Source organism: Paenibacillus sp. JT22N1, assembly GCF_059692155.1.
Genome location: NZ_JCAUAW010000003.1, coordinates 595901 through 618199, shown reverse-complemented (window position 1 = coordinate 618199; position 22299 = coordinate 595901). Strand labels below are relative to the sequence as shown.

General features: G+C 44.9%; 23 protein-coding genes. 15 read left to right on the top strand and 8 right to left on the bottom strand.

All coding sequences use genetic code 11. From position 1 onward, the window contains the following. The first annotated feature begins 22 nt into the window (after positions 1-22). Positions 23-178 carry a hypothetical protein gene (locus AC58UU_RS09175; RefSeq protein WP_497314910.1) on the top strand — a complete coding sequence of 52 codons (156 nt, stop codon included), beginning with the start codon at positions 23-25 and terminating at the stop codon, positions 176-178. Between the two features lie 254 nt (positions 179-432). On the opposite strand, the gene AC58UU_RS09170 is transcribed toward AC58UU_RS09175, so the two are convergent. Continuing rightward, entirely contained in the window at positions 433-1323 is an 891-nt protein-coding gene (locus AC58UU_RS09170; RefSeq protein WP_497314877.1) for a helix-turn-helix domain-containing protein, read from the bottom strand. 133 nt (positions 1324-1456) lie between these two features. Here AC58UU_RS09170 and AC58UU_RS09165 point away from each other — a divergent pair, with 133 nt between their 5' ends. From AC58UU_RS09165 to AC58UU_RS09135, 7 genes are all read left to right on the top strand, one after another. Continuing rightward, positions 1457-2293 (top strand): phytanoyl-CoA dioxygenase family protein, encoded by an 837-nt coding sequence (locus AC58UU_RS09165; protein WP_497314875.1) that lies wholly within the window; start codon positions 1457-1459, stop codon positions 2291-2293. Positions 2294-2394: 101 nt separating this feature from the next. Further along, positions 2395-3222, top strand: a complete 828-nt coding sequence (locus tag AC58UU_RS09160) for a helix-turn-helix transcriptional regulator (RefSeq protein WP_497314874.1) — start codon at positions 2395-2397, stop codon at positions 3220-3222. Further along, on the top strand, positions 3206-4117 hold the full coding sequence (locus tag AC58UU_RS09155) for an AraC family transcriptional regulator (protein ID WP_497314872.1): 912 nt from the start codon (positions 3206-3208) through the stop codon (positions 4115-4117). Before AC58UU_RS09160 ends, AC58UU_RS09155 begins: the two co-directional genes overlap by 17 nt. A 107-nt stretch (positions 4118-4224) precedes the next feature. Then, complete coding sequence (locus tag AC58UU_RS09150) at positions 4225-5730, top strand: alpha-glucosidase/alpha-galactosidase (protein WP_497314870.1); 1506 nt, start codon at positions 4225-4227, stop codon at positions 5728-5730. 127 nt (positions 5731-5857) lie between these two features. Beyond that, on the top strand, positions 5858-6175 hold the full coding sequence (locus tag AC58UU_RS09145; protein ID WP_171642082.1) for a cupin domain-containing protein: 318 nt from the start codon (positions 5858-5860) through the stop codon (positions 6173-6175). 76 nt (positions 6176-6251) lie between these two features. Next, positions 6252-8093, top strand: a complete 1842-nt coding sequence (locus tag AC58UU_RS09140) for a sensor histidine kinase (RefSeq protein WP_497314867.1) — start codon at positions 6252-6254, stop codon at positions 8091-8093. A gap of 6 nt (positions 8094-8099) precedes the next feature. After that, positions 8100-8852, top strand: a complete 753-nt coding sequence (locus AC58UU_RS09135; protein WP_497314865.1) for a response regulator transcription factor — start codon at positions 8100-8102, stop codon at positions 8850-8852. Positions 8853-8927: 75 nt separating this feature from the next. Here the strand turns inward: AC58UU_RS09135 and AC58UU_RS09130 are convergent, their stop codons facing one another. The 4 genes from AC58UU_RS09130 to AC58UU_RS09115 all read right to left on the bottom strand — a co-directional run bounded on the left by AC58UU_RS09130 (position 8928) and on the right by AC58UU_RS09115 (position 12652). Continuing rightward, positions 8928-9992 (bottom strand): TRAP transporter substrate-binding protein, encoded by a 1065-nt coding sequence (locus AC58UU_RS09130; protein ID WP_497314863.1) that lies wholly within the window; start codon positions 9990-9992, stop codon positions 8928-8930. A gap of 43 nt (positions 9993-10035) precedes the next feature. Continuing rightward, on the bottom strand, positions 10036-11328 hold the full coding sequence (locus tag AC58UU_RS09125) for a TRAP transporter large permease (RefSeq protein ID WP_497314861.1): 1293 nt from the start codon (positions 11326-11328) through the stop codon (positions 10036-10038). Continuing rightward, a complete protein-coding gene (locus tag AC58UU_RS09120) occupies positions 11328-11831 on the bottom strand; it encodes a TRAP transporter small permease (RefSeq protein ID WP_497314859.1) in 504 nt (167 codons plus the stop codon). Before AC58UU_RS09120 ends, AC58UU_RS09125 begins: the two co-directional genes overlap by 1 nt. 215 nt (positions 11832-12046) lie before the next feature. After that, a complete protein-coding gene (locus AC58UU_RS09115) occupies positions 12047-12652 on the bottom strand; it encodes a LysE/ArgO family amino acid transporter (RefSeq protein ID WP_497314857.1) in 606 nt (201 codons plus the stop codon). A gap of 130 nt (positions 12653-12782) precedes the next feature. On the opposite strand from AC58UU_RS09115, the gene AC58UU_RS09110 reads away from it, so the two are divergent. After that, the gene (locus AC58UU_RS09110; RefSeq protein ID WP_497314855.1) at positions 12783-14240 is read left to right on the top strand and encodes an aminotransferase-like domain-containing protein; all 1458 of its coding nucleotides are present in this window, start codon (positions 12783-12785) and stop codon (positions 14238-14240) included. A 16-nt stretch (positions 14241-14256) separates the two neighbouring features. Then, on the top strand, positions 14257-14682 hold the full coding sequence (fosM, locus tag AC58UU_RS09105; protein WP_497314853.1) for a FosM family fosfomycin resistance protein: 426 nt from the start codon (positions 14257-14259) through the stop codon (positions 14680-14682). A 172-nt stretch (positions 14683-14854) separates the two neighbouring features. Here fosM and AC58UU_RS09100 read toward each other — a convergent pair whose 3' ends face one another. Continuing rightward, positions 14855-15412: a helix-turn-helix domain-containing protein gene (locus AC58UU_RS09100; RefSeq protein WP_497314851.1), complete on the bottom strand. Its 558-nt coding sequence runs from the start codon at positions 15410-15412 to the stop codon at positions 14855-14857. 144 nt (positions 15413-15556) lie between these two features. Between AC58UU_RS09100 and AC58UU_RS09095 the strand changes: the two genes are divergently transcribed. The 3 genes from AC58UU_RS09095 to AC58UU_RS09085 all read left to right on the top strand — a co-directional run bounded on the left by AC58UU_RS09095 (position 15557) and on the right by AC58UU_RS09085 (position 17867). Continuing rightward, positions 15557-15967, top strand: a complete 411-nt coding sequence (locus AC58UU_RS09095; protein WP_497314849.1) for a DoxX family protein — start codon at positions 15557-15559, stop codon at positions 15965-15967. A 21-nt stretch (positions 15968-15988) separates the two neighbouring features. Beyond that, positions 15989-16627 carry an alpha/beta hydrolase gene (locus AC58UU_RS09090; RefSeq protein WP_497314847.1) on the top strand — a complete coding sequence of 213 codons (639 nt, stop codon included), beginning with the start codon at positions 15989-15991 and terminating at the stop codon, positions 16625-16627. A 103-nt stretch (positions 16628-16730) separates the two neighbouring features. Next, positions 16731-17867, top strand: a complete 1137-nt coding sequence (locus AC58UU_RS09085; protein ID WP_497314845.1) for an NADH-dependent flavin oxidoreductase — start codon at positions 16731-16733, stop codon at positions 17865-17867. Between the two features lie 83 nt (positions 17868-17950). Here AC58UU_RS09085 and AC58UU_RS09080 read toward each other — a convergent pair whose 3' ends face one another. Next, positions 17951-18295: a DUF1904 family protein gene (locus AC58UU_RS09080; protein WP_171642032.1), complete on the bottom strand. Its 345-nt coding sequence runs from the start codon at positions 18293-18295 to the stop codon at positions 17951-17953. Positions 18296-18475: 180 nt separating this feature from the next. On the opposite strand from AC58UU_RS09080, the gene AC58UU_RS09075 reads away from it, so the two are divergent. After that, the gene (locus AC58UU_RS09075) at positions 18476-19381 is read left to right on the top strand and encodes an aminoglycoside phosphotransferase family protein (RefSeq protein ID WP_497314843.1); all 906 of its coding nucleotides are present in this window, start codon (positions 18476-18478) and stop codon (positions 19379-19381) included. A gap of 86 nt (positions 19382-19467) precedes the next feature. On the opposite strand, the gene uraA is transcribed toward AC58UU_RS09075, so the two are convergent. After that, positions 19468-20739: a uracil permease gene (gene uraA, locus AC58UU_RS09070; protein WP_497314841.1), complete on the bottom strand. Its 1272-nt coding sequence runs from the start codon at positions 20737-20739 to the stop codon at positions 19468-19470. Between the two features lie 185 nt (positions 20740-20924). Here uraA and AC58UU_RS09065 point away from each other — a divergent pair, with 185 nt between their 5' ends. Continuing rightward, positions 20925-22280 carry a TrkH family potassium uptake protein gene (locus AC58UU_RS09065; RefSeq protein WP_497314839.1) on the top strand — a complete coding sequence of 452 codons (1356 nt, stop codon included), beginning with the start codon at positions 20925-20927 and terminating at the stop codon, positions 22278-22280. Positions 22281-22299 lie beyond the last annotated feature (19 nt).

Sequence of the window (22299 nt, the reverse complement as noted above, 5' to 3'; positions counted from 1 at the left end):
TTTGATCGGGAAAAGGGATTTCATGACGTTTGATGAAGCTTATGAAGCGCTTGATCATTATATGGACTTCTACAATAACCGCAAAATGCACGGTAGCTTAAAACGGATGCCACCAACTCAGTTCTCCCAATGGGTGATGACACTGGAGGACCGATCGATATTCTATAAAGCGATGTAATTGTTTGCAAATAGAAGCAATCTTACGAAAATTGGTTTTTTTAACGGGAAGACTCCGGAATTAGGGGGCCTAGCCGATAATGCAACAACGAAGGGAAAGAGGCGAGATTTAGGCAGCAATTGTTGCACTTTTTGCAACATCACTATCATAAAACCGCGAACATGGATTCATTCCTTCCTTCATTCATCTAGCAACCTCAACCCAGTATATATGACGATTGATCCCGATTTAAGACACCTCAATGTAGAGCTAGATCAGACGAATGAATCGACGGTCTCATTTTTAGTTTGATTCATTCTCCATTGGATTGGGGTCATGCCTGTAATGCGTTTAAACACGGTGGCAAAATGTTGACTGGACGCGTAACCCAATTCATTAGCAATCTCTGTGACAGTATCCGTGCCTGCTACCAGCAGTCCGCAAGCTCTTTTAATTCGTGCACGTTCAATAAATACCATTGGCGGGAGCCCCGTGTATTCCTGGAAAGTGCGGAAGAAGTGGGAGGGACTGATCCGGACAAAATCAGCCATTTCTTCGATGGCGGGGCGCCATTGCGGTCTTTTCTCGATCCGGCCAATCAGTGCATCCAATTGACGTAATAGATCATCAGCGAGAGAAACCATTTGTTGATTAGGCTGAAGAATTCGAAGTAGCAACCCAAGCAGCGCTTGGCGGGTAGCTGAGGTTCGTAATGGACTGTTGGAATTTAGCGCATTTCGCAACTTTCTAATGTCGTCAACGGCCTGCAATCCTGTGTGGGTAACTCTGGGCAGTACCTCTAATGCAAGTCTGAAGCCTTCACTTTCATCTTGCGGCAAGCGCAACCAGCCTTCCGAATGCGGTGGTGTGACGATGAACCACCAGAATCGGCTAGGCTCAATCACGTTGAAGCCGCCGCGATGAATCTCGCCTGGACTTGTGTGAAACACGTCACCTGCTTTTGTCTCATAGACGTGCTCGTCCAGCTCCCAGCTGGCTTTACCCCGTTCAACCAAAACAAATTCGTACCCGGCATGCTTATGATAGGAAAGGGGCAGAGCCGACCTAATCTCATCGAAGCCGAAAAGGAGCAATTCCGGAACTCCTGGTATGCAATCTTCTGTATTGATGTCGTAAGTCCAGCGTGGACTTTGTTTCGCAGGCAAGGGGAGGGCCTCCTCATTGTTCGGATGTTCTTATTTGTCTTATATGTTTCTCATACTACTTTGTAGCTCCATGAACGTCAACAAACTTGGGATTAAGTATGATGGAAGCAAGACGTATAAGGAGGAATTTACGATGACTTTGCAAGTAGAGAGAACGTACAAAATTACGGCTCAGGATAAGGATACATTCAATCGCGACGGGTATTGGATATCTCCGAAGCTGCTGGACGATGATCAAATCGCGCGGTTGCGACATGCGCATGAACGGGTTTGGACAGGCGATTACGATGGCGATGGGCTTCCGATGAACCATTACCGTCCGAACTCGAACCCTGATGCATTACGCAAGCTAGATAATGGATGGTGGATCAATGACGAGATCCGAAGCACCGTCACGGATCCGTTTATCGGTGAGCTTACAGCTGATTTGCTGGAGACCGATGAAATTCGGCTGTGGCACGATCAGGTTATTTATAAACCAGGTGTTGGCGACAAGGAGACGAAGTCTGGCAACGTTGGCTGGCATCAGGATTACGGCTACTGGCAATGCTCCAGCAATCCGAATATGATAACCGTATGGATCGCGCTTCAGGATACGGACCTAACCAACGGCGGAATGATGACCATTCTCGGCTCTCACAAGTGGGGACTAATACCTGATAGCAACACGTTCTTCGATCCGAACATGGAGGAGCTTAGGAACAAATATGCGGCAGGCCGCGAATGGGTCGAGGAGCCCTGCATTCTGAAGGCAGGTCAGGCAAGCTTTCATCACGCTCTTACGTTCCACGGGTCCGGCGCGAATAAGACGAATGAGCCTCGTATGTCTGTCGTCGCGCATCTGATGCCGGGTGGCACCAGCTATCGCGCAGGCGTGCAACGTCATGACAATTCCCGTTTGCTAGGACCGCGCCCTTATCACGGTCAGGCTTTTGCAAATGAGTATTTTCCGGTTTTGTTTAAAAGATAAATATGGTGCCAAATCCCTTCCATACGAAGGGATTTTCTTTTTACCTACAGGCGGTTACAATTGCCTTAATGATGACACAGCTTTACTGGAGATGAAGGCACATGGCAAATCCGTTGGAACATCTTAGTTTTAATCATATCGATTCCGCGACAGTCGGTACGATTGTATATCCACTGGGCGGTAGGTATGGTCCTCGCATCCAACAAGATATTCAGCTTGTTCTATTACATACTGGTTCTATGGAGGTGACCATTGATGGCGTTCTCTTCCGACTGGAGCCCGGCAATGTGGCACTTCTGAAGCCTGGGCACATTGAGCATTTTACATTTGCGGATGAACATGAAAGCTGGCATCGTTGGGTAGCCGTAAGCGTCCAACCATTATCTGTGGATGTAGTGAAAGCGTTGGAACAGGTTCCGTTTAGCCTCCCAATTTCTGAACATTTGAACCGAATAACAGACCTTATGCTATCGATCCGATCCGAGCATGCAGATTCAGGAACTGTCATGCGAAGTCTCGGTCACACAGCGATTCAATTGTTTCTATCCGAACTGTCCACAGCGCAGCTGCAGCAAGACATTCATCCTTCTGTTTTACTTGCCAAATCATACATTCATCAAACATTTAAAGAAAACTTGAGTCTGCCCCTAATAGCCGCGCATGCGGGAGTTTCAGATGAGCATTTGGTCCGGCTTTTCCGTAAATACGAGCAAACGACGCCAATTAAATATGTGTGGTACTACCGTGTACTGCGTGCTATGGAGTTACTAGTCCATACGGGTTTATCGATATCGGAAATTGCTCAGCGAAGCGGGTTCCAAACCAGTTACCACTTCGCGCGATTGGTAAAGCAGCAAACAGGTAAAACTCCTTCAGAGATAAGGACTTCCTCTTGGGAGAAAGGAGATTCACATGCAGAAAAGCGGTAGCCTTTTCCCCGCCTTCTTAACCGAGCATCACTGCCATCCTCAGGTGATGGCGTATTATTTTAAACAATGGCAAGGTTTCTATATGTCCTTTCATCGCCATGATGCGGTAGAAATTATGTATACCATACAAGGTTTCTGCGACATTGAAATCCAAACACTGCCTACACATATCGAGAGTGTTAGTCTCAAAAAGGGAGAGTTCATTATTATGGACGCAAATGTCTCCCATCGATTGATCGTTGACGAGGCTGCCCCCTGTAGAATGTTAAATGTAGAGTTCCGCTTCGCCCAGCAAAAGGGTGTGTTTCCATCTATTCATCAACTGGCTGCTGAAGACAAGCTATTGGCTTCTTTACTGGAGGTCAAATCTCCTTATTTGGTACTGCGCGACCCCGATGAGGTTTACCACATTATGAAAAGCTTGGTGCTTGAACTGGATAAAGCTGCAGCCAAAAGTGAAACGATGGTTCAATTGCTCATCGCTCAACTGCTCATTCGTATTGCGCGTCTTAGGCAAGAAGCAGAAAGCAGCGGCATGGCACAAAGTGAGTGGTATGTGAAACAGAGCATGGATTATTTGCATCAGAACTATGACCGCGACATTCAAGTGAAGGATATTGCTGGAGTCGTAAATTTACACCCCGGGTATTTACAGCGGATTTTCAAATCGTTAACGGGGCAAACCCTTATGGCTTATTTAACCGTGATTCGAATGGAAAAAGCCAAAATGCTGCTGCTGGAAACCGATGTGCCGATTTCAGAAATTTGTGATTATATCGGGGTTGGGAGCCGACAGTATTTTCATATGCTTTTCAAAGATTATACAGATTTAACCCCTACGGAATATCGTAAATCAATGGATACTCAGAAGTGGGGATATCCAGAAAAAAGTTAGAATTTTTGACAAATCATCTCCGATGAAGTTAGGAATTTGATAACGTTTTCTCTTTCGCGCTTGATACAATGTGAATTGTAGATTAAACGATAGAGAGGACGATAGATATGTCATTTAAGGTAGCTTTTATTGGAGCAGGAAGTATTGGATTTACACGCGGATTACTTCGAGATTTGTTAGCAGTATCTGAATTTCACGATATTCAAGTCGCTTTTACAGACATTAATCAACATAATTTAGATATGGTTACCGAGCTGTGCCAAAGAGATATTCGAGAAAATGGATTGAAAATAGAGATTCAAGCTACAACGGATCGTAGAGAAGCATTGAAAGATGCGAAGTATGTCTTGTGTACGATTCGTGTGGGAGGTCTGGAGGCTTTTGCTACCGATGTGGATATTCCGCTGAAATACGGCGTTGACCAATGTGTGGGTGACACGCTATGTGCAGGCGGCATTATGTATGGTCAGCGCGGCATTTCGGAAATGCTTCGCATTTGCCAAGATATTCGGGAAGTGGCTGCGCCTGATGTGCTGCTGTTAAATTATGCGAATCCGATGGCCATGCTGACTTGGGCTTGTAACAAGTACGGCGGTGTGCGGACGATTGGTCTATGTCACGGTGTTCAGCATGGGCATAAACAAATCGCTGAAGTATACGGCTTGGAGAAAAAGGAAGTAGACATTATTTGCGCAGGCATCAATCACCAAACGTGGTATGTACAGATCCGACACAACGGTCAAGATTTGACAGGCGGTCTACTTGAAGCCTTCGAGAACCATCCGGAGTTCACGCGAACAGAGAAAGTGCGTATTGATATGCTGCGTCGCTTTGGCTACTATAGTACAGAATCCAACGGACATCTGAGCGAGTATGTGCCTTGGTACCGAAAGCGTGCTAGCGAAATCCAAGATTGGATCGACATGGGCAGCTGGATAAATGGAGAAACAGGCGGCTATCTGCGTGTTTGCACGGAGGGACGCAACTGGTTCGAAACGGAGTTTCCGAACTGGATGAAGGATAAGGCATTTGTTTACGCAGCCGAGAAACGCAGTGAAGAGCATGGCTCCTATATTATTGAGGGTCTTGAGACAGGACGCGTGTATCGCGGACATTTCAACTTAGTCAATAACGGTGTCATCTCGAATCTGCCTGATGATGCGATTATCGAAGCACCAGGCTATGTAGATCGCAACGGCATCTCGATGCCGCATGTTGGGGACCTGCCGCTTGGACCGGCAGCGGTGTGCAATGTGAGTATTTCTGTGCAGCGGCTTGCTGTGGAAGCGGCCGTGCATGGCGATGATAAGCTGCTTCGTCAAGCGTTTATAATGGATCCGCTCGTAGGAGCCGTCTGCAATCCCAAAGAAATCTGGCAGATGGTCGATGAAATGTTGGTCGCACAAGAGGCATGGCTGCCACAATATGGCACGGCAATTGCCGAAGCGAAACAACGTCTCGCAGCTGGGAACCTCGTTCCTACGCGCAGCTATGAAGGTGCAGCTCGCTTGAAGGTGAAAACGGTGGAAGAAATGCAGCAGGATCGTGAAGCTGCGAATAAAAATGCAGGAGAAGCGGACAAAGGGAAGGATCGCGCAGCCGTTAACTCTTAATGTTCGTTTAGATTCAAGTATGTTCATTTAGGTGCTTTTCAGATATAATAAAAAAAGTAAGTGAAGGACCGCTTGCGGTCCTTTTATTTTTTCGTTAGATCGTTTAATTAGGGAAGGGGAAAGTCAGATGTCTAATATTGGCGTATGGGAAGCAGCCGAGCCAGGCGTTCAACGCTGTATTCTGAAAGCTGAGGTTGGTTTAATGATGATGGAGGTTCATTTCGAGCCAGGAGCCATTGGTTACCAACACAGCCATGTGCATGAACAAATGTCCTATTGCTTAAAAGGAAAAATTGAGTTTACTATAGATGGTGTTGTGACCGTTATCGAGCAAGGTCAGACGGTATACATACCAAGTAACGCCAAGCATGGTGTTACAGCATTAGAAGAATCCGCATTGTTAGATGTCTTCACACCGATTCGCGAAGATCTTGTAAAACGGTAACCAGTTGCGCATGCAACTGGTTTTTCTTTCCTAAGAATTGAATACGTTTACAAATTCGGCGGAATGGAGGCTGAACATGAGTAGAAGAGGTCGTAGAGCTTGGATATGGTTCTACAGAAGCTTATTTTTGCGTGATCGTCCATTGACAGTGAAACTGCTCGTCTATTCGGCTATGCTGGTTGTCATTCCGCTGCTTGTGGTTGGGCTGATTTCTTACCAGAAATCATCCGAAGTGCTGCGTGAGGAAGCCAATTTGAGTAACAAGCAAATCATTGAGCAAGTCAAGCTGCATATTGAATACTATATTCGAGATTTCGAGATCGACTCGATTCGCATGCAGAATCATCCTTCGATGCAGCAGTTTCTAAGGATGACAAGCGAACAGGAAGTGAAGAATTCTGGCATTCGCGAGCCCATGATGCAGCTTTTGAACGATACCGCTTACTCCCGATCTGACATCTCTCGGATCATGCTTGTTATGGAAAACCAGACAGTCTTGGATACAAGCATGAACAAAAATGTGACCCCGGCGCTGCAATTAATACAGGAGCCATGGTTTGCCAGTGTACCCTCCAACAGTGATATTATGTTGATCATCAGACCGCCTTCTCAGCGCTATGAACTGGAATATGTGCCTGTTCTCTCCATCGTGAAGCGCTTAGTGAGTCCCAATACATTGGAGCCAGTTGCAACGCTAATTATGGAAATCAACTTCAAACGGATTCAAGAGATTGCTGAGCGGGTTACAATTGGCCGAACAGGGTATTTATCTATTCTCGACTCCTACGGGCGTTATATTTATTCACCTGAGTACACGGAAATTGGTCATTTGGCGGCTTGGGATCAATTAGAATGGATTTTACAGCAGGAAAGCGGATCTTACCAAGCGCAAACAGGAGATAAGCCTTTCTACACCTTCAGCCTGTCATCCTATTTAAATTGGCGGTTGGTGACAACGATCCCTGAAGAAGAATTGACACGTGGAACCGAGTATATTCGGCGAACGATTTGGTGGACGGTCATTGCCACATTATTGATTGCCTATTTGATTGGGATTGGTTTTGCTACGAGTATCGTTCGACCTGTAAGGGCGCTGCAATTTTTCATGAAAAGAGTGAAAGAGGGCGACTTTCTGGCTCGTGTGGATATCGAATCCAAGGATGAGATCGGGCAGCTAACGAACGATTTTAATAAAATGGTCGAAAAGCTTCAGGTACTGCTCGATGAAATTTACTACTCACAGCTCCGAGAGAAGGATCTTCAGCTGCGCCAAAAAGAGACAGAACTGAAAGTGCTGCAATCGCAGGTTAATCCGCACTTTCTCATGAACGCTTTAGAAACGGTGCGAGGGATGGCACTAGAAAAGGATATGACCGACATCTCTGTGCTTGTTGCTTCCCTTGCTCGTCTACTGCGTTACAATTTGAATCATGCTGGGGCAACGATCTCCTTGCAGCAGGAAATTCAGATATGCGATATGTATTTACGGATTCAGAAATATCGGTTTGAGGATAAACTCACCTATGAATTCCAGATCCCTGAATGGGCAGAAGGTCAAATCATTGCGAAGTTCGCATTACAGCCCTTGGTTGAAAATTGTGTCATACATGGCATTGAAACGAGTGCACAGCCTGTTCATATTGTCATTTCAGCTGTTCAAATAAATGATCATCAATTTGTTGTTGAGATTCAGGATAGTGGTGTTGGAATTCCAGCTGCGAAACTCCGTGCCTTACAGCTCGATTTGCTGCAGAAGGACATGGTGACGGCGGTATCACAGATCGGCATCGTCAATGTACATCGGCGTATTTCTTATCTGTTTGGTGACGCTTATGGTCTGGAGCTTGAAAGTGCAGATGCAGGAACTCTGGTGAGAATCAAGCTGCCGCTGAAGCCTCACAGAGAGGAAGGGAGGTAGTGGGTCATGTACAAAGTCATTCTCGTGGACGATGAAAGATGGGTTCGTGTCGTGCTTCGGAAAGCCGTGGAACAAACAAAGCTTCCTTTCGAAATCGTGCAGGAATGCGCGAACGGTTTGGAGGCTATGGATGCGCTGCAGAAGCACGGAGCTGATTTGGTTATTTCGGATGTAAAGATGCCGATCATGGACGGCATTGCTTTGGCGGAGCAGATGGCACAGGTATCAGCCAATTTAATCCTAGTTAGCGGGTATGACGATTTTCAGTTAGCGCAGCAAGCGATACGCTATGGGGTGAAGGACTATTTGCTGAAGCCAGTGGAAATGGAGGCGATGGCAGATTGTTTGGGCCGATGGATGCAAGACCGGACGACGAAGACAGCGAGGCGGTTGGCGGATTCCCCGCTAATGGGAACGGACGAATTGTCAGTCGTTGAACAAGTGCAGCAGTTTATCGGTTCGAACTTATCCAGAGATATCAGCTTAACCGATGCCGCAGCTTTGGTCCATTTGAACCCCAGCTACTTAAGCCAACTCTTTAAGCAGCAAACGGGAGGCAAGTTCGTCGATTATGTCATTGAAATGCGCATGGAGGAAGCGAAGAAGCTGCTGATAAAAACGTCTTTACGTGTTTCTGAGATCGCGGAACGACTTGGTTACGGGGATATTTCTTACTTCAGCAGTACGTTCAAAAAGCTGATAGGCTGCTCCCCGTTGGAATATAGGAAATGTGGCGGAAGGCTGGATGAAGCCAAATGAAGTCAAGTGAAAAAGGACACTTGAGGGGGAGATTGCACCCCTTAAGAATGTCCTTTTTTACTTTGTTTTGAATGGCTATTTTCTAGCTTTCTCGATAGCTTCTAACGTTTCCTTGTAGTCATTGCGATACTTCTCGATAACAGGCTTAACGGCATCTTGCCATGGCCCCAGGTCAGATACGTCCGTAATCGTAACACCCGCTGCTTTCACTTTGGCTTCCGAATCCTTCTCGAATTTATCCCATTCTGCTTTTTGCGTTTTGACGGATTCAATAGCAGCCTTTTTAATAAGTGCTTTATCGTCAGCAGACAGCTTATCCCAAGCTACTTTAGAAATCAAAAGCACTTCAGGCACCCGTTGGTGCTGGTCAAGAATGAGATTTTTGGCTTGTTGAAAATGATTGGAAGAGAAATAGCTCGGATAGTTATTTTCAGCGGCATCGATGACACCTGTTTGCAAAGCATTGAAGACGTCTCCATAAGGCATTGGTGTTGCATTCGCGCCAAGTGCGTTCATGAGATCAATGTTGACCTTGTTTTGAATAACGCGTATTTTGAGTCCTTTTAGATCGGCTATGCTTTTAATCGGCTTCTTGGAATAGAAATGACGAGCGCCTGAGCTGTAATACGCCAGTCCTTTCATACGTGATGACTCTAAGCTATCGAGCAGCTTCGTTCCTTGCTCGCTTTCTAGGAATTTCCATTGGTGATTATCATTATCGAAAATGTAGGGCAAGCTGAATACCTCATACTGCTTGTTGAACCCGCCAAGTGCCCCCGTACTAACACGTGTGAATTCAATAGCGCCGAGTTGAACTTGCTCGATCACGGCCTTCTCCTCACCTAGCTGAGAGGCAGGGAATACATCGATTTTGATGCGCCCATCCGATGCTTGATTGACGAGTTCGGCGAATTTCTTATCGCCTAACGTCGTTGGGTAGTCAGCGGGGTGTGTCTCAGCTAGACGGAAATTTAGTTTAGGACCATCGGCTTTCTTCGTCGCTGCTGCAGGGCTCGCGGCCCCAGGAGTTGTTGTTGAAGCGCTATTCGTCGGTGTACTGCCGCCACCGCAAGCTGCAAGCAAGAGACTAGTACCAATTACTGTACTTAGAGCCGTGATGTATTTTCTTTTCATTTTCATATCGAATATTCACCCTTTTTATCGTATTAGTTGAGTTATTTCCTTATTTCATTAAGTTAGGAAGCCACATGACAAGACCAGGTATATAGGTAAGTATCATGAGCACAACGCACATGACATAAAAGAACGGCATCATGGCTTTGGTGCCTTCAGAAATCGAAATATTTCCTATCGCAGAGCCTACAAAGAGGACGGTTCCGACGGGTGGTGTCAGCAGTCCAATGCCTAAGTTTAACATCATAATGATGCCGAAGTGAACAGGATCCATGCCGAGGGCCGTCACGACTGGGAGTAAAATAGGCGTCATGATTAAGATAAGAGGAGCCATATCCATCGGTGCGCCCAGTAAAAGCAGCAAGACGTTGATGATCAGCAAAATGACAATGGGGCTGTCAGTGATGCCCAGCATCCAATCCGTTAACATGCCGGGAACTTTGAGAAAGGCTAGTACCCAGCTGAAGGTAGCGGAGGCAGCAATCAGGAAGAGGACCATCGCTACGGTTCGGAATGTACGTTGGAGAATAATCCACATCCGGCTTATGGGAATATCTCGATACACTAGAAAGGTAAGTATAAAAGCGTATAAACAAGCTAATGCGCCGCTTTCTGTAGCTGTAAACCATCCCGTGAATATACCGCCTAAAATGATGACGGCTGTCAGAAGGGAAAGCAGGCCATCGCGTACAATCTTCGGAATTTCTCGCACTGGAACAGCTTCACTCTTCGTATAACCTCGCTTGATGGCGATGATATAGCTCGTGATCATAAGTGAGACACATAGGATCAATCCCGGGACTATGCCCGCTAGGAAAAGGGAAGCGATGGAGATTCCACCACCAGCCGCTAGGGAATAAAGCACGAGGTTGTGGCTTGGCGGCACAACAACGCCTTGAATGGCGGCAGAGACCGTAACGCCAACTGCGTAATCGGTGTCATAGCCCTTCTTCTTCATCATCGGAATCATGACAGAGCCGATGGAGGAGACGTCAGCAATGGCTGATCCGGAGATGTTACCGAAGAACATACAGGCGACGCAGTTGACCATGGCTAAGCCTCCACGTATGCCTCCAACGAGAACTTGAGCGAGATTGATGAGGCGCAGTGCCATCTGGCCTTCACTCATAATTTGCCCGGCTAGAATAAAGAACGGAATGGTCAGGAGGGAGTAAGAGTTCATCCCCTGAATCATCGTTTGACCCACGGTTGCCAGCGGGACTTTCAAGTAAAGTAAGGTGAGCAGTGAAGAGCCTGCTAAAGCCAATGAGATCGGAAAGCGGAGGACGATCAGACCAACAAAGGTGATACAAAGTATGAGAATAGCTATGGTCGGATCCATTATTCGGGGCCTCCTTCTTTTATATTGTGATGCCGCTTCGTCTCGATTCCAAACAACTGCAAGAGCGCATAGGCACAGGTCATAACGCCGGTTATCGGCATGATGACATACAGTGTGCTGTTAGGTAGGCCCGTGGCCGGTAATTCTGATTCATTCATAATGACGGTGAAGTCCCATCCAAAATACACGAGATAGGCACCAAAGGCGAGAATAACAACCTCGATGACTTTATCAAGAACTTTATTGATGGAGGCTGGGAGCTTGTGAGTGAAGGAATCGATGCCCAAATGCAGCTTCTCACGAAAGCCAATCGCAATGCCCATGAAGGAAAACCAGACAAGAAGCAGCATGGTTACTTCTTCCGACCAAAAGAAAACGAAGTCAAACAGCTTGCGGGTCATAACCTGTGCGGTGACGATGATGATCATACTAAGCAAGCCGATGAGGGCGGCAGACTCAATAAATGAATCGATACCGAGAGCAATTTTTCGAAGTATTCTCATCGTAAAGCGGACCTCCTCTCTCTATCTTTGTAAGTGCTTTCATTTGTGTGCCTTAAGTATAGCGCTCCTTTCTACCCACAGGTATGCCATTGTTTTTAGTTTTTTTTGTAGTTTTTTTAGATATTTGGTTGGAATGAAACAAATAATGAGCAGGTGTCGGAGGACATCCTGCTCATTATTGAACGAAAGTATTTTTCATTTGTGGGAAAAAGCGGTTAAATGAATTGCATGCCCATATAGACAGCAACAGCCCATATCATACAAGCTGAAACCTTGTTTAATTTGGTAATGAATTGACCTTTAGGATCACGCTTACCCACTAGGCGTCCTGCAAACGCTAAACCGAAGAACCAGAGCCAGGAGACTAGAATAACGCAGACAGTGAACACCCATTTTTCTCCGCCAACATATTGTAAGGAATTTGTACCGATAACTCCAATCGTATCCAGTATAGCGTGGGGATTCATTAATGACACGGATGCTGCAAACAGGATTTGTTTTTTTGGTTCATTTTCCCGTTGTGATTTCATCGAACCAGGTTTACTCTTCCAGAGTACCCACCCCATATAGATCAGGAAAAAGAATCCAAATCCATAGAGCGCAGCTTGAAGCCAAGTGAAAGTTAATACGACGAAAGAAACGCCTAAGACTGCCAATAAAATAAGGATCGTGTCACAAACCGACGCCGTGAGGATGACAGGAAGTGATCTAAGGTAAGAGGGCCCACGGGCACCTTGGTTGAATACGAAAACATTTTGTACCCCTACAGGCAGAATGAGCCCAAAACCTAAAATAAGCCCATGTAAAACAGTTTCCAGCAAAACGATCTCTCCCATCTATAAGACTATTCTTCACTAGTATAGAGCAAATCAATCGGATGTCTCCCTCCAAATGGATGGCATATCACCCAACCAAATGTTATATTTGAGCTAGTTAGGAGAGGATCATAGTATGGAATGGAAACCGGACTTATCGTCGGAAACCCCTTTATATAGTCAGATTAAAGATTTTATTAAAAATAAAATATCGTTAGGCGAATGGGCGGTTGGGACCAAAATCCCCTCACAGCGTGCGCTGGCTGAACGCTTTAATGTGAATCGAAGTACGGTTGTGACTGCGCTGAGCGATTTGATTGCCGAGGGGTTATTGGAGGGGAACACCAAAGGGGGGACTAGAGTCATCAATAACTCTTGGAACCTTTTAGCTACTTCACCTCCCCCTGACTGGAGCTCTTATGTGCAAGCCGGCACTTATTATCCAAACCAGCCTGCCATACAGCATATTAATCGTGCGGAATTTCAAGATGGCATTATCCGTTTGGGGACTGGAGAGCTTTCACCGGAGCTGCTTCCTTCTGAACAAATGAAAAAGATTTTTGAGAATAGTTCATTGAATCCTTTCTCATTGGGCTATGAAGAACCTAAAGGGAATCAGTATTTGCGGGAACAGGTAGCCGCGTACATGCATGGAATTGGCGTTCATACCTCGCCCTCCAATATCCTTATCGTATCTGGCTCGCTCCAAGCGTTACAGCTCATATCCATCGGACTACTGCAGCGAGGTTCTTCCATCCTTTTGGAAAAGCCATCCTATCTGTATTCGGTCCATGTGTTTCAATCTAGTGCAATTAAGCTAGTTGGTCTACCTATGGATGAAGAAGGCATTCAGACGAATCAGATTAGCCGTTACAAAGAAGGCTATAACGCTTCGCTGCTTTATACCATTCCTACTTTTCATAATCCTACCAGTACGCTGATGTCAGAGCCAAGACGTCAAGAGCTGATGAGAATCTGCGCGGATGAGGGACTCCCAATCATTGAGGACGATGCCTATAGGGAGCTTTGGTTTGAAGCTCCGCCCCCTTTACCGTTAAAATCTAGGGATCCCAATGCACTAGTCCTCTATTTGGGGAGTTTGTCGAAGACCTTAAGTCCAGGACTCAGAATTGGTTGGGTGGTTGCCCCAGAACCGGTTATTGATCGATTGGCTGATATCAAAATGCAGAACGATTACGGCTCGAGTTCGGTATCCCAATGGGCAGCAGCCGAATGGCTTGGTAGAGGCTTATATCAAGAGCATCTTGTCTATGTTAGAGAACAACTTAAACGAAGACGGGATTTAACTGTTCAGTTGTTGAAGGCCAATTTTACGGAGATTGCTTCATGGTCAGTGCCGGCAGGCGGTTTCTACATTTGGGTTTGCCTCACCGTGGATGTGCCCATGCAGATGCTGTTTGAGCGTGCTTTGAAGGCAGGGATTTTGCTGAACCCCGGTTCGGTTTATGATAGAAATGCGGGAAGTTACTTGCGTATTTCATATGCCTATGCCAAGCTTCATGAGCTTGAATGGGGGATTGAGCATTTGGCGAAGATGATTAAAGAGTTAGCTGGGGTTAGTAAAAATAAATAAATTCCGAGGTGATCGGGTGTCTATTAAAGGTTTGAATCATTTCTTATTTTCTGTTTCTAATTTAGAGAATTCGATATCGTTTTATCAACAAGTTTTTGATGCAAAGCTGTTAGTTAAAGGAAGAAGTACGGCCTATTTTGATCTGAATGGCATGTGGCTTGCCCTGAATGTAGAACAAGATATTCCACGTAATGAAATAAACCATTCCTACACACACATTGCTTTTTCAATTGAAGAAGCCGACTTTGATGACCTGTATGAGAAACTAAAGAAATTCAATGTTAACATCCTTCCAGGTCGTCCAAGAGACGAGAAAGATAAGAGGTCTATTTACTTCACTGACCCAGACGGTCATAAGTTCGAATTTCATACAGGTACTTTACAGGACAGGTTAGATTATTATAAACAGGAAAAAACACATATGGCGTTTAACGATGAATAAATTATTTAATTTAGAATGTGGAATAAGGCCGGTAACGTTCAAGCGCTGCAATCTGTCCTCGGCTATGAGATACGCATAGTATCATTTAGAACAAAAGAGAATTTTAACGGAATCCTAGAACATGAATGAAGTCCAATTAGCGGTTGCTAATTGGACTTCATTTTTTTGGTTGTTAATATGAAATGAAATTACCTTCCTGTTCCGTTTCCCTATAGACGGAAATTAGTATAATGGCAGTCTCGTCACTACTATTCTTCACTAGGTGAGGCGTACAAGCATTCCAACTAAAAGAGTCACCCTCCTGAAGTTCAAAAGAATCTTCCCCCTGTGAGGCATAAATCGTCCCTTTGAGCACGACGTGAACCTCCTCGCCTTCATGCGCATGCGGCATTAGCCCAGTGGAAGCTCCAGGAGGCAGCTGAACAATCATCATCCTCATGTTCTTTGTAGCGCTCAGATGCTCTACTTTTAGCTGCTCGCTTCCGCTGGTCGTAACATTCCGCTCATCTTTTCGGACAACACTCATGCGTTCATCTTTTTTCAATAGCAGATAAGCAAGGGGAACTTTCAGCGCTTTCGCGATACTTTCCAAGGTTGTGATCGAAGGAGACGTCTTATTCGTTTCGATCTGACTCATAAATCCCTGAGACAAGCCAGTTTCTTCACAGATTTGGGCGATTGTGATATTTTTCCGTTTGCGAATCATCCGGATGCTGGAACCAATGTCCATATAATCTTCCCCTTAAAAATATTACTAATACAGAACTTAATTTTATATTATCAATTTTTCCGTTGACAAGCTAGTAGGTTTGATGTAAATTATTAATACAAATATTTTATCTTTATTACTAATATTATTGGAGGATGAATCATCATGGTCAAAACATCTTGGGTAGCTACCCTTATGCGGGTAGTTTTAGGTATTTTATTTTTAGCGCACGGAATCAGCAAGTTCCAAATGGGGCTAGGCAATGTGGCAGCTTGGTTCGCAAGTGCCGGAACGCCGGGGTTCCTGGCTTATATCGCAGGATGGCTTGAATTAATAGGCGGGATCCTGCTGATTCTCGGACTTTTCACAAGATATGTTTCGGTGCTATTCACAGTTATGCTTCTTGGAGCGATCGTAACGATGAAGCTTCCGCTCGGTTTACTAGGAAACGGGCAAATGGCAGGTTATGAGCTGGATTTGGCTTACCTCATGCTGACGGTTTATTTCATTTTTGCCGGCCCAGGCTCGCTGTCGATTGACAAGGTTCTTTTCGACAAGGGTAAAGCTGCCGCTTAACTATCTGAAGGGGGAAAGATCATGAATAAATGGCATTACGCATTTGACGTTCATCTTCCTGCCGATCTGGAGCCAAGCAAGAAGTATCCTGTTATTTTCACGCTGCACGGCCGAGGCTCTAATGAACAGAATATGTTTGATTTAATTGAGCCTCTGGCAGACAAGTTTATTGTGATCGGAATCCGCGGCGATCTTCGATTAAGGGCGGGTTTCCAATATTACGAGTTAAAGAGCTTGGGTGTGCCTCTTCGTGAGTCGTTTGACGAGGCTATCCGGAAACTGCAGGACTTTATCCAATATGCAACAGAGAAATATCCTATCGACGCGGAGCAGCGTTATTTACTCGGCTTCAGCCAGGGAGCGATCCTGTCAATGACACTTGCACTGACGATGGGTAATAGATTGAAGGGAATCGTCGCATTAAACGGTTACATTCCCGACTTTGTCAAAATAGAGTACCCGCTGCAAAGTATCGAGGACGTATCCGTGTTTATTTCGCATGGTGAATACGATTCAGTATTTCCGGTTCGTATCGGACATGAGACAGCAGCCTACCTGCAGGAGCTTACACCGTTGTTCACGTTCCGAACCTACCCGACGGACCATGGGGTATCGGAGGACAATCAACGAGATATTATCCATTGGTTGAGTTCAAATTAACTATTATTTCATATTATGATCTACTTTTGAAGATAATATTTCCGTCATGGATGGTTCTTTCTCGCTGTTAATATCAAGAATTTGAAATGGAGGGAATGCACAGATGAACGCGAAATACAAACCATTATTTGAAGAGATCGCCCTAAGAAGCGGTATTCAATTGAAAAATCGAATTGTTATGGCGCCGATGACCAATTGGTCATCTCAAGAGGATGGTACAGTATCAGACGCTGAGATCAATTACTATGTTCGCCGCTCAAGCGGTGTCGGTATGGTCATAACGGCTTGTATCTATGTAACCCGCAACGGTAAAGGTTTTGCAGGCGAATTCGGCGGCGACACCGACGACATGATTCCAAGTCTTCGTCGGCTTGCTACCGCGATTAAAGGGCAAGGAGCAAAAGCACTCCTGCAAATTTTTCACGGTGGACGCATGGCTCCGCCAGAGCTAGTTCCCGGTGGTGATATCGTTAGCGCAAGCGACGTTCCATCAGATCAGAACGGCAACGTTGTACCTAGACCTTTGACAGGAGATGAGATTGAGGCTATCGTTCGCGATTTTGGTGAAACGACACGAAGAGCCATTGAAGCAGGCTTTGACGGTGTGGAAATTCATGGTGCCAACGGATACTTGATTCAGCAATTTTTCTCCCCGCATACGAATAAACGAAACGACCGCTGGGGTGGGGATTTAAACAAACGCCTGACTTTCCCGCTCGCAATTGTGGATGAAGTGAAACGAGTTGTGACAGCTCATGCAAAGCAGCCGTTTGCGGTTGGGTATCGCTTTTCACCGGAGGAGCCGGAAGAGAACGGCATCACGATGGATGATACGCTTAAGTTGGTGGATGTGCTTGCGGAGAAGCAGCTTGATTACCTTCATGTCTCGATAATGGACTTCCAGTCCAAGCCGCGAGTCGGTGCAGATGACAGTCAGTCCAGGTTGGAATTGATTGTCAACACCGTTGCCAAACGGACACTAGTGATCGGCGTTGGTTCGGTTCGTACGCCGGACGAGGCCGTAGAAGTATTACAGACTGGTTCCGCTTTAGTAGCGCTGGGCCGCGAGCTCATCATGGAACCGGATTGGGTCCAAAAGGTTGCTGAAGGCCGGGAAAATGAAATCGTGACGACGCTGAATAAGCACGATCAACAGCGTCTCGTGATTCCGGAACCTTTGTGGCAAGCAATTATGCATGCCCCTGGCTGGTTTCCTGTCGTGGAAGAGACGCACAAATGATTTTGGCTTTATCAGTTTAGTTTAAATAGAGAAAAGGCACGCTTAAAGCGTGCCTTTTCTTGTTCTTTTGTCACTCCATATTGTCATGTTATTAAGAAAGGTTCTGAATGATTGGTGATTAATGGTTGTCCTTCTTTATAGTACAAATGAGGGGATAACAGGATAAAAAAGATATGAACATCGCCAAAGCCATGCTCACTTAAAATCGTATAGAGTTCTTTAACAATGCTATCATGCAATTCCTGATCTCTTGGGAACATATATATTTCTAATGATAGGGGAGAGTTATTTAATTGTTCCACAAGAAGAAGTTCGATTTTTATTTTTTCTTGCACAACGCCCGTTAACTTCGAAAATTGTTGGATGATGGTGCTTGAAATCGAAGCAATGAAATCCTTTTGAAAACCTTTAAATCTGAGAAAAGGCATATGGGTTCCTTCTTTGCAAAATGGTTAGCGAATTTACTTATTTTAATAAAAAATGAACGTAAAAACAAATCCTATATTAGATGAAACCATTCTCATATATAGATAAGTACCTAATCTGAACGATATATCTTATAATGAGATCGATCGTACTACAATTTGACTATTGTGGGGGCAAAGATAATGAGCAGCTTACCAAAACAATTCGTTCAAACATTAAGAGACGTACATAAGGGGAAAGCCGAAGAATGGTTGAGAGATTTTGACAGGCTTATTTATGATTGCGAAAAGCGTTGGCAAATGAAAATGTTGCCCCCGTTTGATTTATCTTTTAATTTTGTGGCTCCTGCCATACGGAAAGACGGAACTGAAGTTGTGATAAAACTCGTCATTCCAGGTGATGAATTTGTAGCTGAAGTCGCAGCCCTTAAACTTTTTAATGGGAATGGCATTGTTAAAATCATTGATGTTGATATCGTAAAAGGGATTCTTATTCTTGAGCGTTTAATTCCTGGGCAAACACTTGCCTCATTAGAAAACGAGGAGGAAGCTGCACATATAGCCTCACAAGTAATGAAGAAATTATGGATTCCTGTACCTTCTAACTCATCTAGCATTCCAACAACTAGGCATATGGAAGAGAAATTAATCAATATTTCTAAGAGAAATACAGAAGGTCTCGGTCCTATAACAAAGGAAATACTGCAAGAAGCAGTGGACACTTATAGATCAATGAACGCTATGTCGGATAAACCATTTCTACTTCATGGCGATTTACATCATTACAATATTTTAATGGCGGCTAGGGAACCTTGGCTAGCGATTGATCCTAAAGGGTTGATTGGCGACAGAGAATACGATGTCATTCAATATTTATTAAATAAATTGCCTAATGGAGATTCAACACATGTCATTGAGAAGCGTATTGATATATTTGTTAAAGAGTTGAACTTAGACAAAAAAAGAATGTTATCGTGGGGTTTTGCACATTCTGTTCTAGCAACCTGTTGGACAGTTCAGGAGGATGGTAGGTATAGCGAGCCTTTTTTTGATGCCATCCAAGTTTTTAAGAGCTTGATGCAGATATAGCGAAGACTCATATTCAAAAAAATAAAAAATGGCTGTCCCTCGGGTCTGTTAAGACTGTAGGGATAGCCATTCTTTATACCATTTGATCACTTGTCGTTAGTAAGCTTAAAAACCTCTAGCAGCTTGAAGAACAAGCTGAGCAGAATAGCAACTATGGTAGCCAAAGCCATACCTTTTAGTTCAAAATGTTCTAATTTCAGCGTTGCTCCGCTAAGTCCAATAACAAGAACAACGGTTGTTAGTATCAGATTGACTGGTTTGGAATAATCGACTTTCGTTTCCACCAGCATGCGGATCCCCGAAGCGGCAATGATACCGAACAGCAGCAAGGAAACGCCGCCCATGACTGGAGTTGGAATGGTTTGAATCAACGCTGAGATTTTCCCGACAAAGGAGAGCACAATCGCCAGGATCGCTGCTCCTCCGATAACCCATACCGAATATACGCGGCTAATCGCCATGACACCGATGTTTTCGCCGTAAGTTGTATTTGGCGTTGAGCCTACTAAGGAGGACAGCATGGTAGAGATACCATTTCCGAGTAAGGATCTACTAAGTCCAGGGTCTTTTGATAAATCTTTTCCTACCATATTCCCGGTAACAATCAAGTGGCCAATATGCTCGGCTATGACAACTAAAGCGGCAGGAGCGATGATTAGAATACTCGCCAGATCGAATGTTGGGCTGTAGAATGTAGGAAGTCTGAACCACTGTGCAGCTCCTAATGTTTCTCCAATATGCACCAAGCCAAGCACTGCTGCTAGTAGGTAACCGACAACGATGGCTACCAAAATCGGGATGACCTTCAAAAGCCCGCGAAAGACAATGGAGCCTACTACTCCTACCAAAAGTGTAAAAATAGAGACCGATATAACGATAGGATCTGGAACCCAGGCTTCTTTTAAATTAGCCGGCGGAATAATACCTGCCATAGAGGCGGCTGTAGGTACCAACTCTAAACCGATAACGGCAACGATCGCTCCCATCGCTGCAGGAGGAAATACGACGTCAATCCAGCGTGTCCCCACGATACGAATCAACAACGCTATGATCGTAAAAATCAATCCCACGACCAGAAATCCGCCTAACGCCGAACTATAACCTTTGGAAGCGAGGACGTAGAAAACGGGGGAGAGGAAGGCGAAGCTTGACCCCAAAAAAGCGGGGATCTTTCCTTTGGTGATGAAAATATAAAGCAAGGTGCCTATTCCGTTCATCAACAGAATAGTAGCTGGATCGACATGAAACAAAATAGGAACCAGCACGGTGGAGCCAAACATAGCAAATAAATGCTGTAAACTAAGGGGAATACTTTCGCCTATGGAGGGGCGTTCATCTACTTGAATAATACGAGACACGGTTGGAACTCCCTTCTTAAACTTATCGTACGATATCTTACCATAATTCGAATGAAAAGAAGAAATAATTATCAAAAAATTCTATAAGACTATTTAAGGGCACGCCATCTTGTTCATGCTGTCTTTACTTTGTTCCTTCCAGATTATACAATAATCGCACTATCATATGCTTATGGAGCCTTTATATGTTAAATTATTCCAATAAAAAATTCCGCTGGGGTCCGCCTCAAGTAATGGCGATCGGATTCATAGTGATGATCTTAGTCGGTGCCGTATTACTATGGATGCCTATTTCCTATGTTGGCGTAGGCAGATTAACATTTATTGACGCCTTATTTATGGCGACTTCCGCTACTTGTGTTACCGGGCTGTCCGTGATCAATACAGGAGCACATTTATCGGCTTTTGGGGAGATTGTTCTTATTTTGCTAGTCCAAATTGGCGGTCTCGGCTTCATGACGATGTCCACACTAATTGCACTCGTACTCCGCCGCCGTATTTCTTTTCAGGAACGTCTCATCTTACAGGAAGCGATGAACCACGATTCAACGGAAGGTATAGTCCGTCTTATTCGCAAGGTGTTGATCTATGCGTTATATATTGAACTGGCAGGCGCGCTGTTATTCGCACTTCGCTGGTCTTTTGAAATGCCTATCGGCCAAGCGTTGTACTTCGGCATTTTTCATAGCATATCAATATTCAACAACGCGGGATTCGATCTGTTTGGCGGTTTACCTAATAGATTGGGAAGTCTGATGCATTATGTTGAGGACCCGTTCATTAACATCGTCTCGATGCTGCTTATCATTTTAGGCGGAATTGGATTTATCGTTATCTCTGATTTGCTTACATACCCTAAGAATAAAAAACTAACGCTGCACAGCAAGGTTGTCCTAACCGCCTCCGCCGCTCTGATATTATTAGGCACACTGGTCATCTTTGTGTTTGAGTACTCAAATTCCCTCACACTGCAGCCGTTGTCCACCATAGGCAAAACGCTCAGCGCGATGCTGCAATCCGTGTCATCACGTTCAGCTGGTGTGAACACGGTCGATATTGCCTCGATGAGGCAAGCTACGCAGTTTTTTATTATTCTCATGATGTTTATCGGAGCCGCGCCAGGTTCTTCCGGTGGGGGGATAAAGGTGACTACCTTCGTAATCCTCGTTGGAGCAGTTTACGCAATGGTTCGAGGCAGAGAAGAAATTGTACTATTCCACCGAAGAATTTCGAAGGATCGGATTTATAAAGCTATTACATTTACTCTGCTTTCCTTTATCTTAATTGTACTTTCGACAATGATCCTCTCGATCACCGAGAACTTCCATTTCTTAGGCATTTTGTTCGAGGTTACTTCGGCGTATGCTACCGCAGGAATGTCGGTTGGATTAACGTCGCAGCTCTCGGGATTCGGTAAGGTGTTTATCATCATTTTAATGTTTGTCGGACGTCTTGGTCCCGTCACATTGGCATATACTTTGTCGCCATTGCCGAAAAAAGAGGCTTATCGTTACCCGGAGGGGAAGATCACGATCGGCTGACAGAAGAGCCTGCGCGATT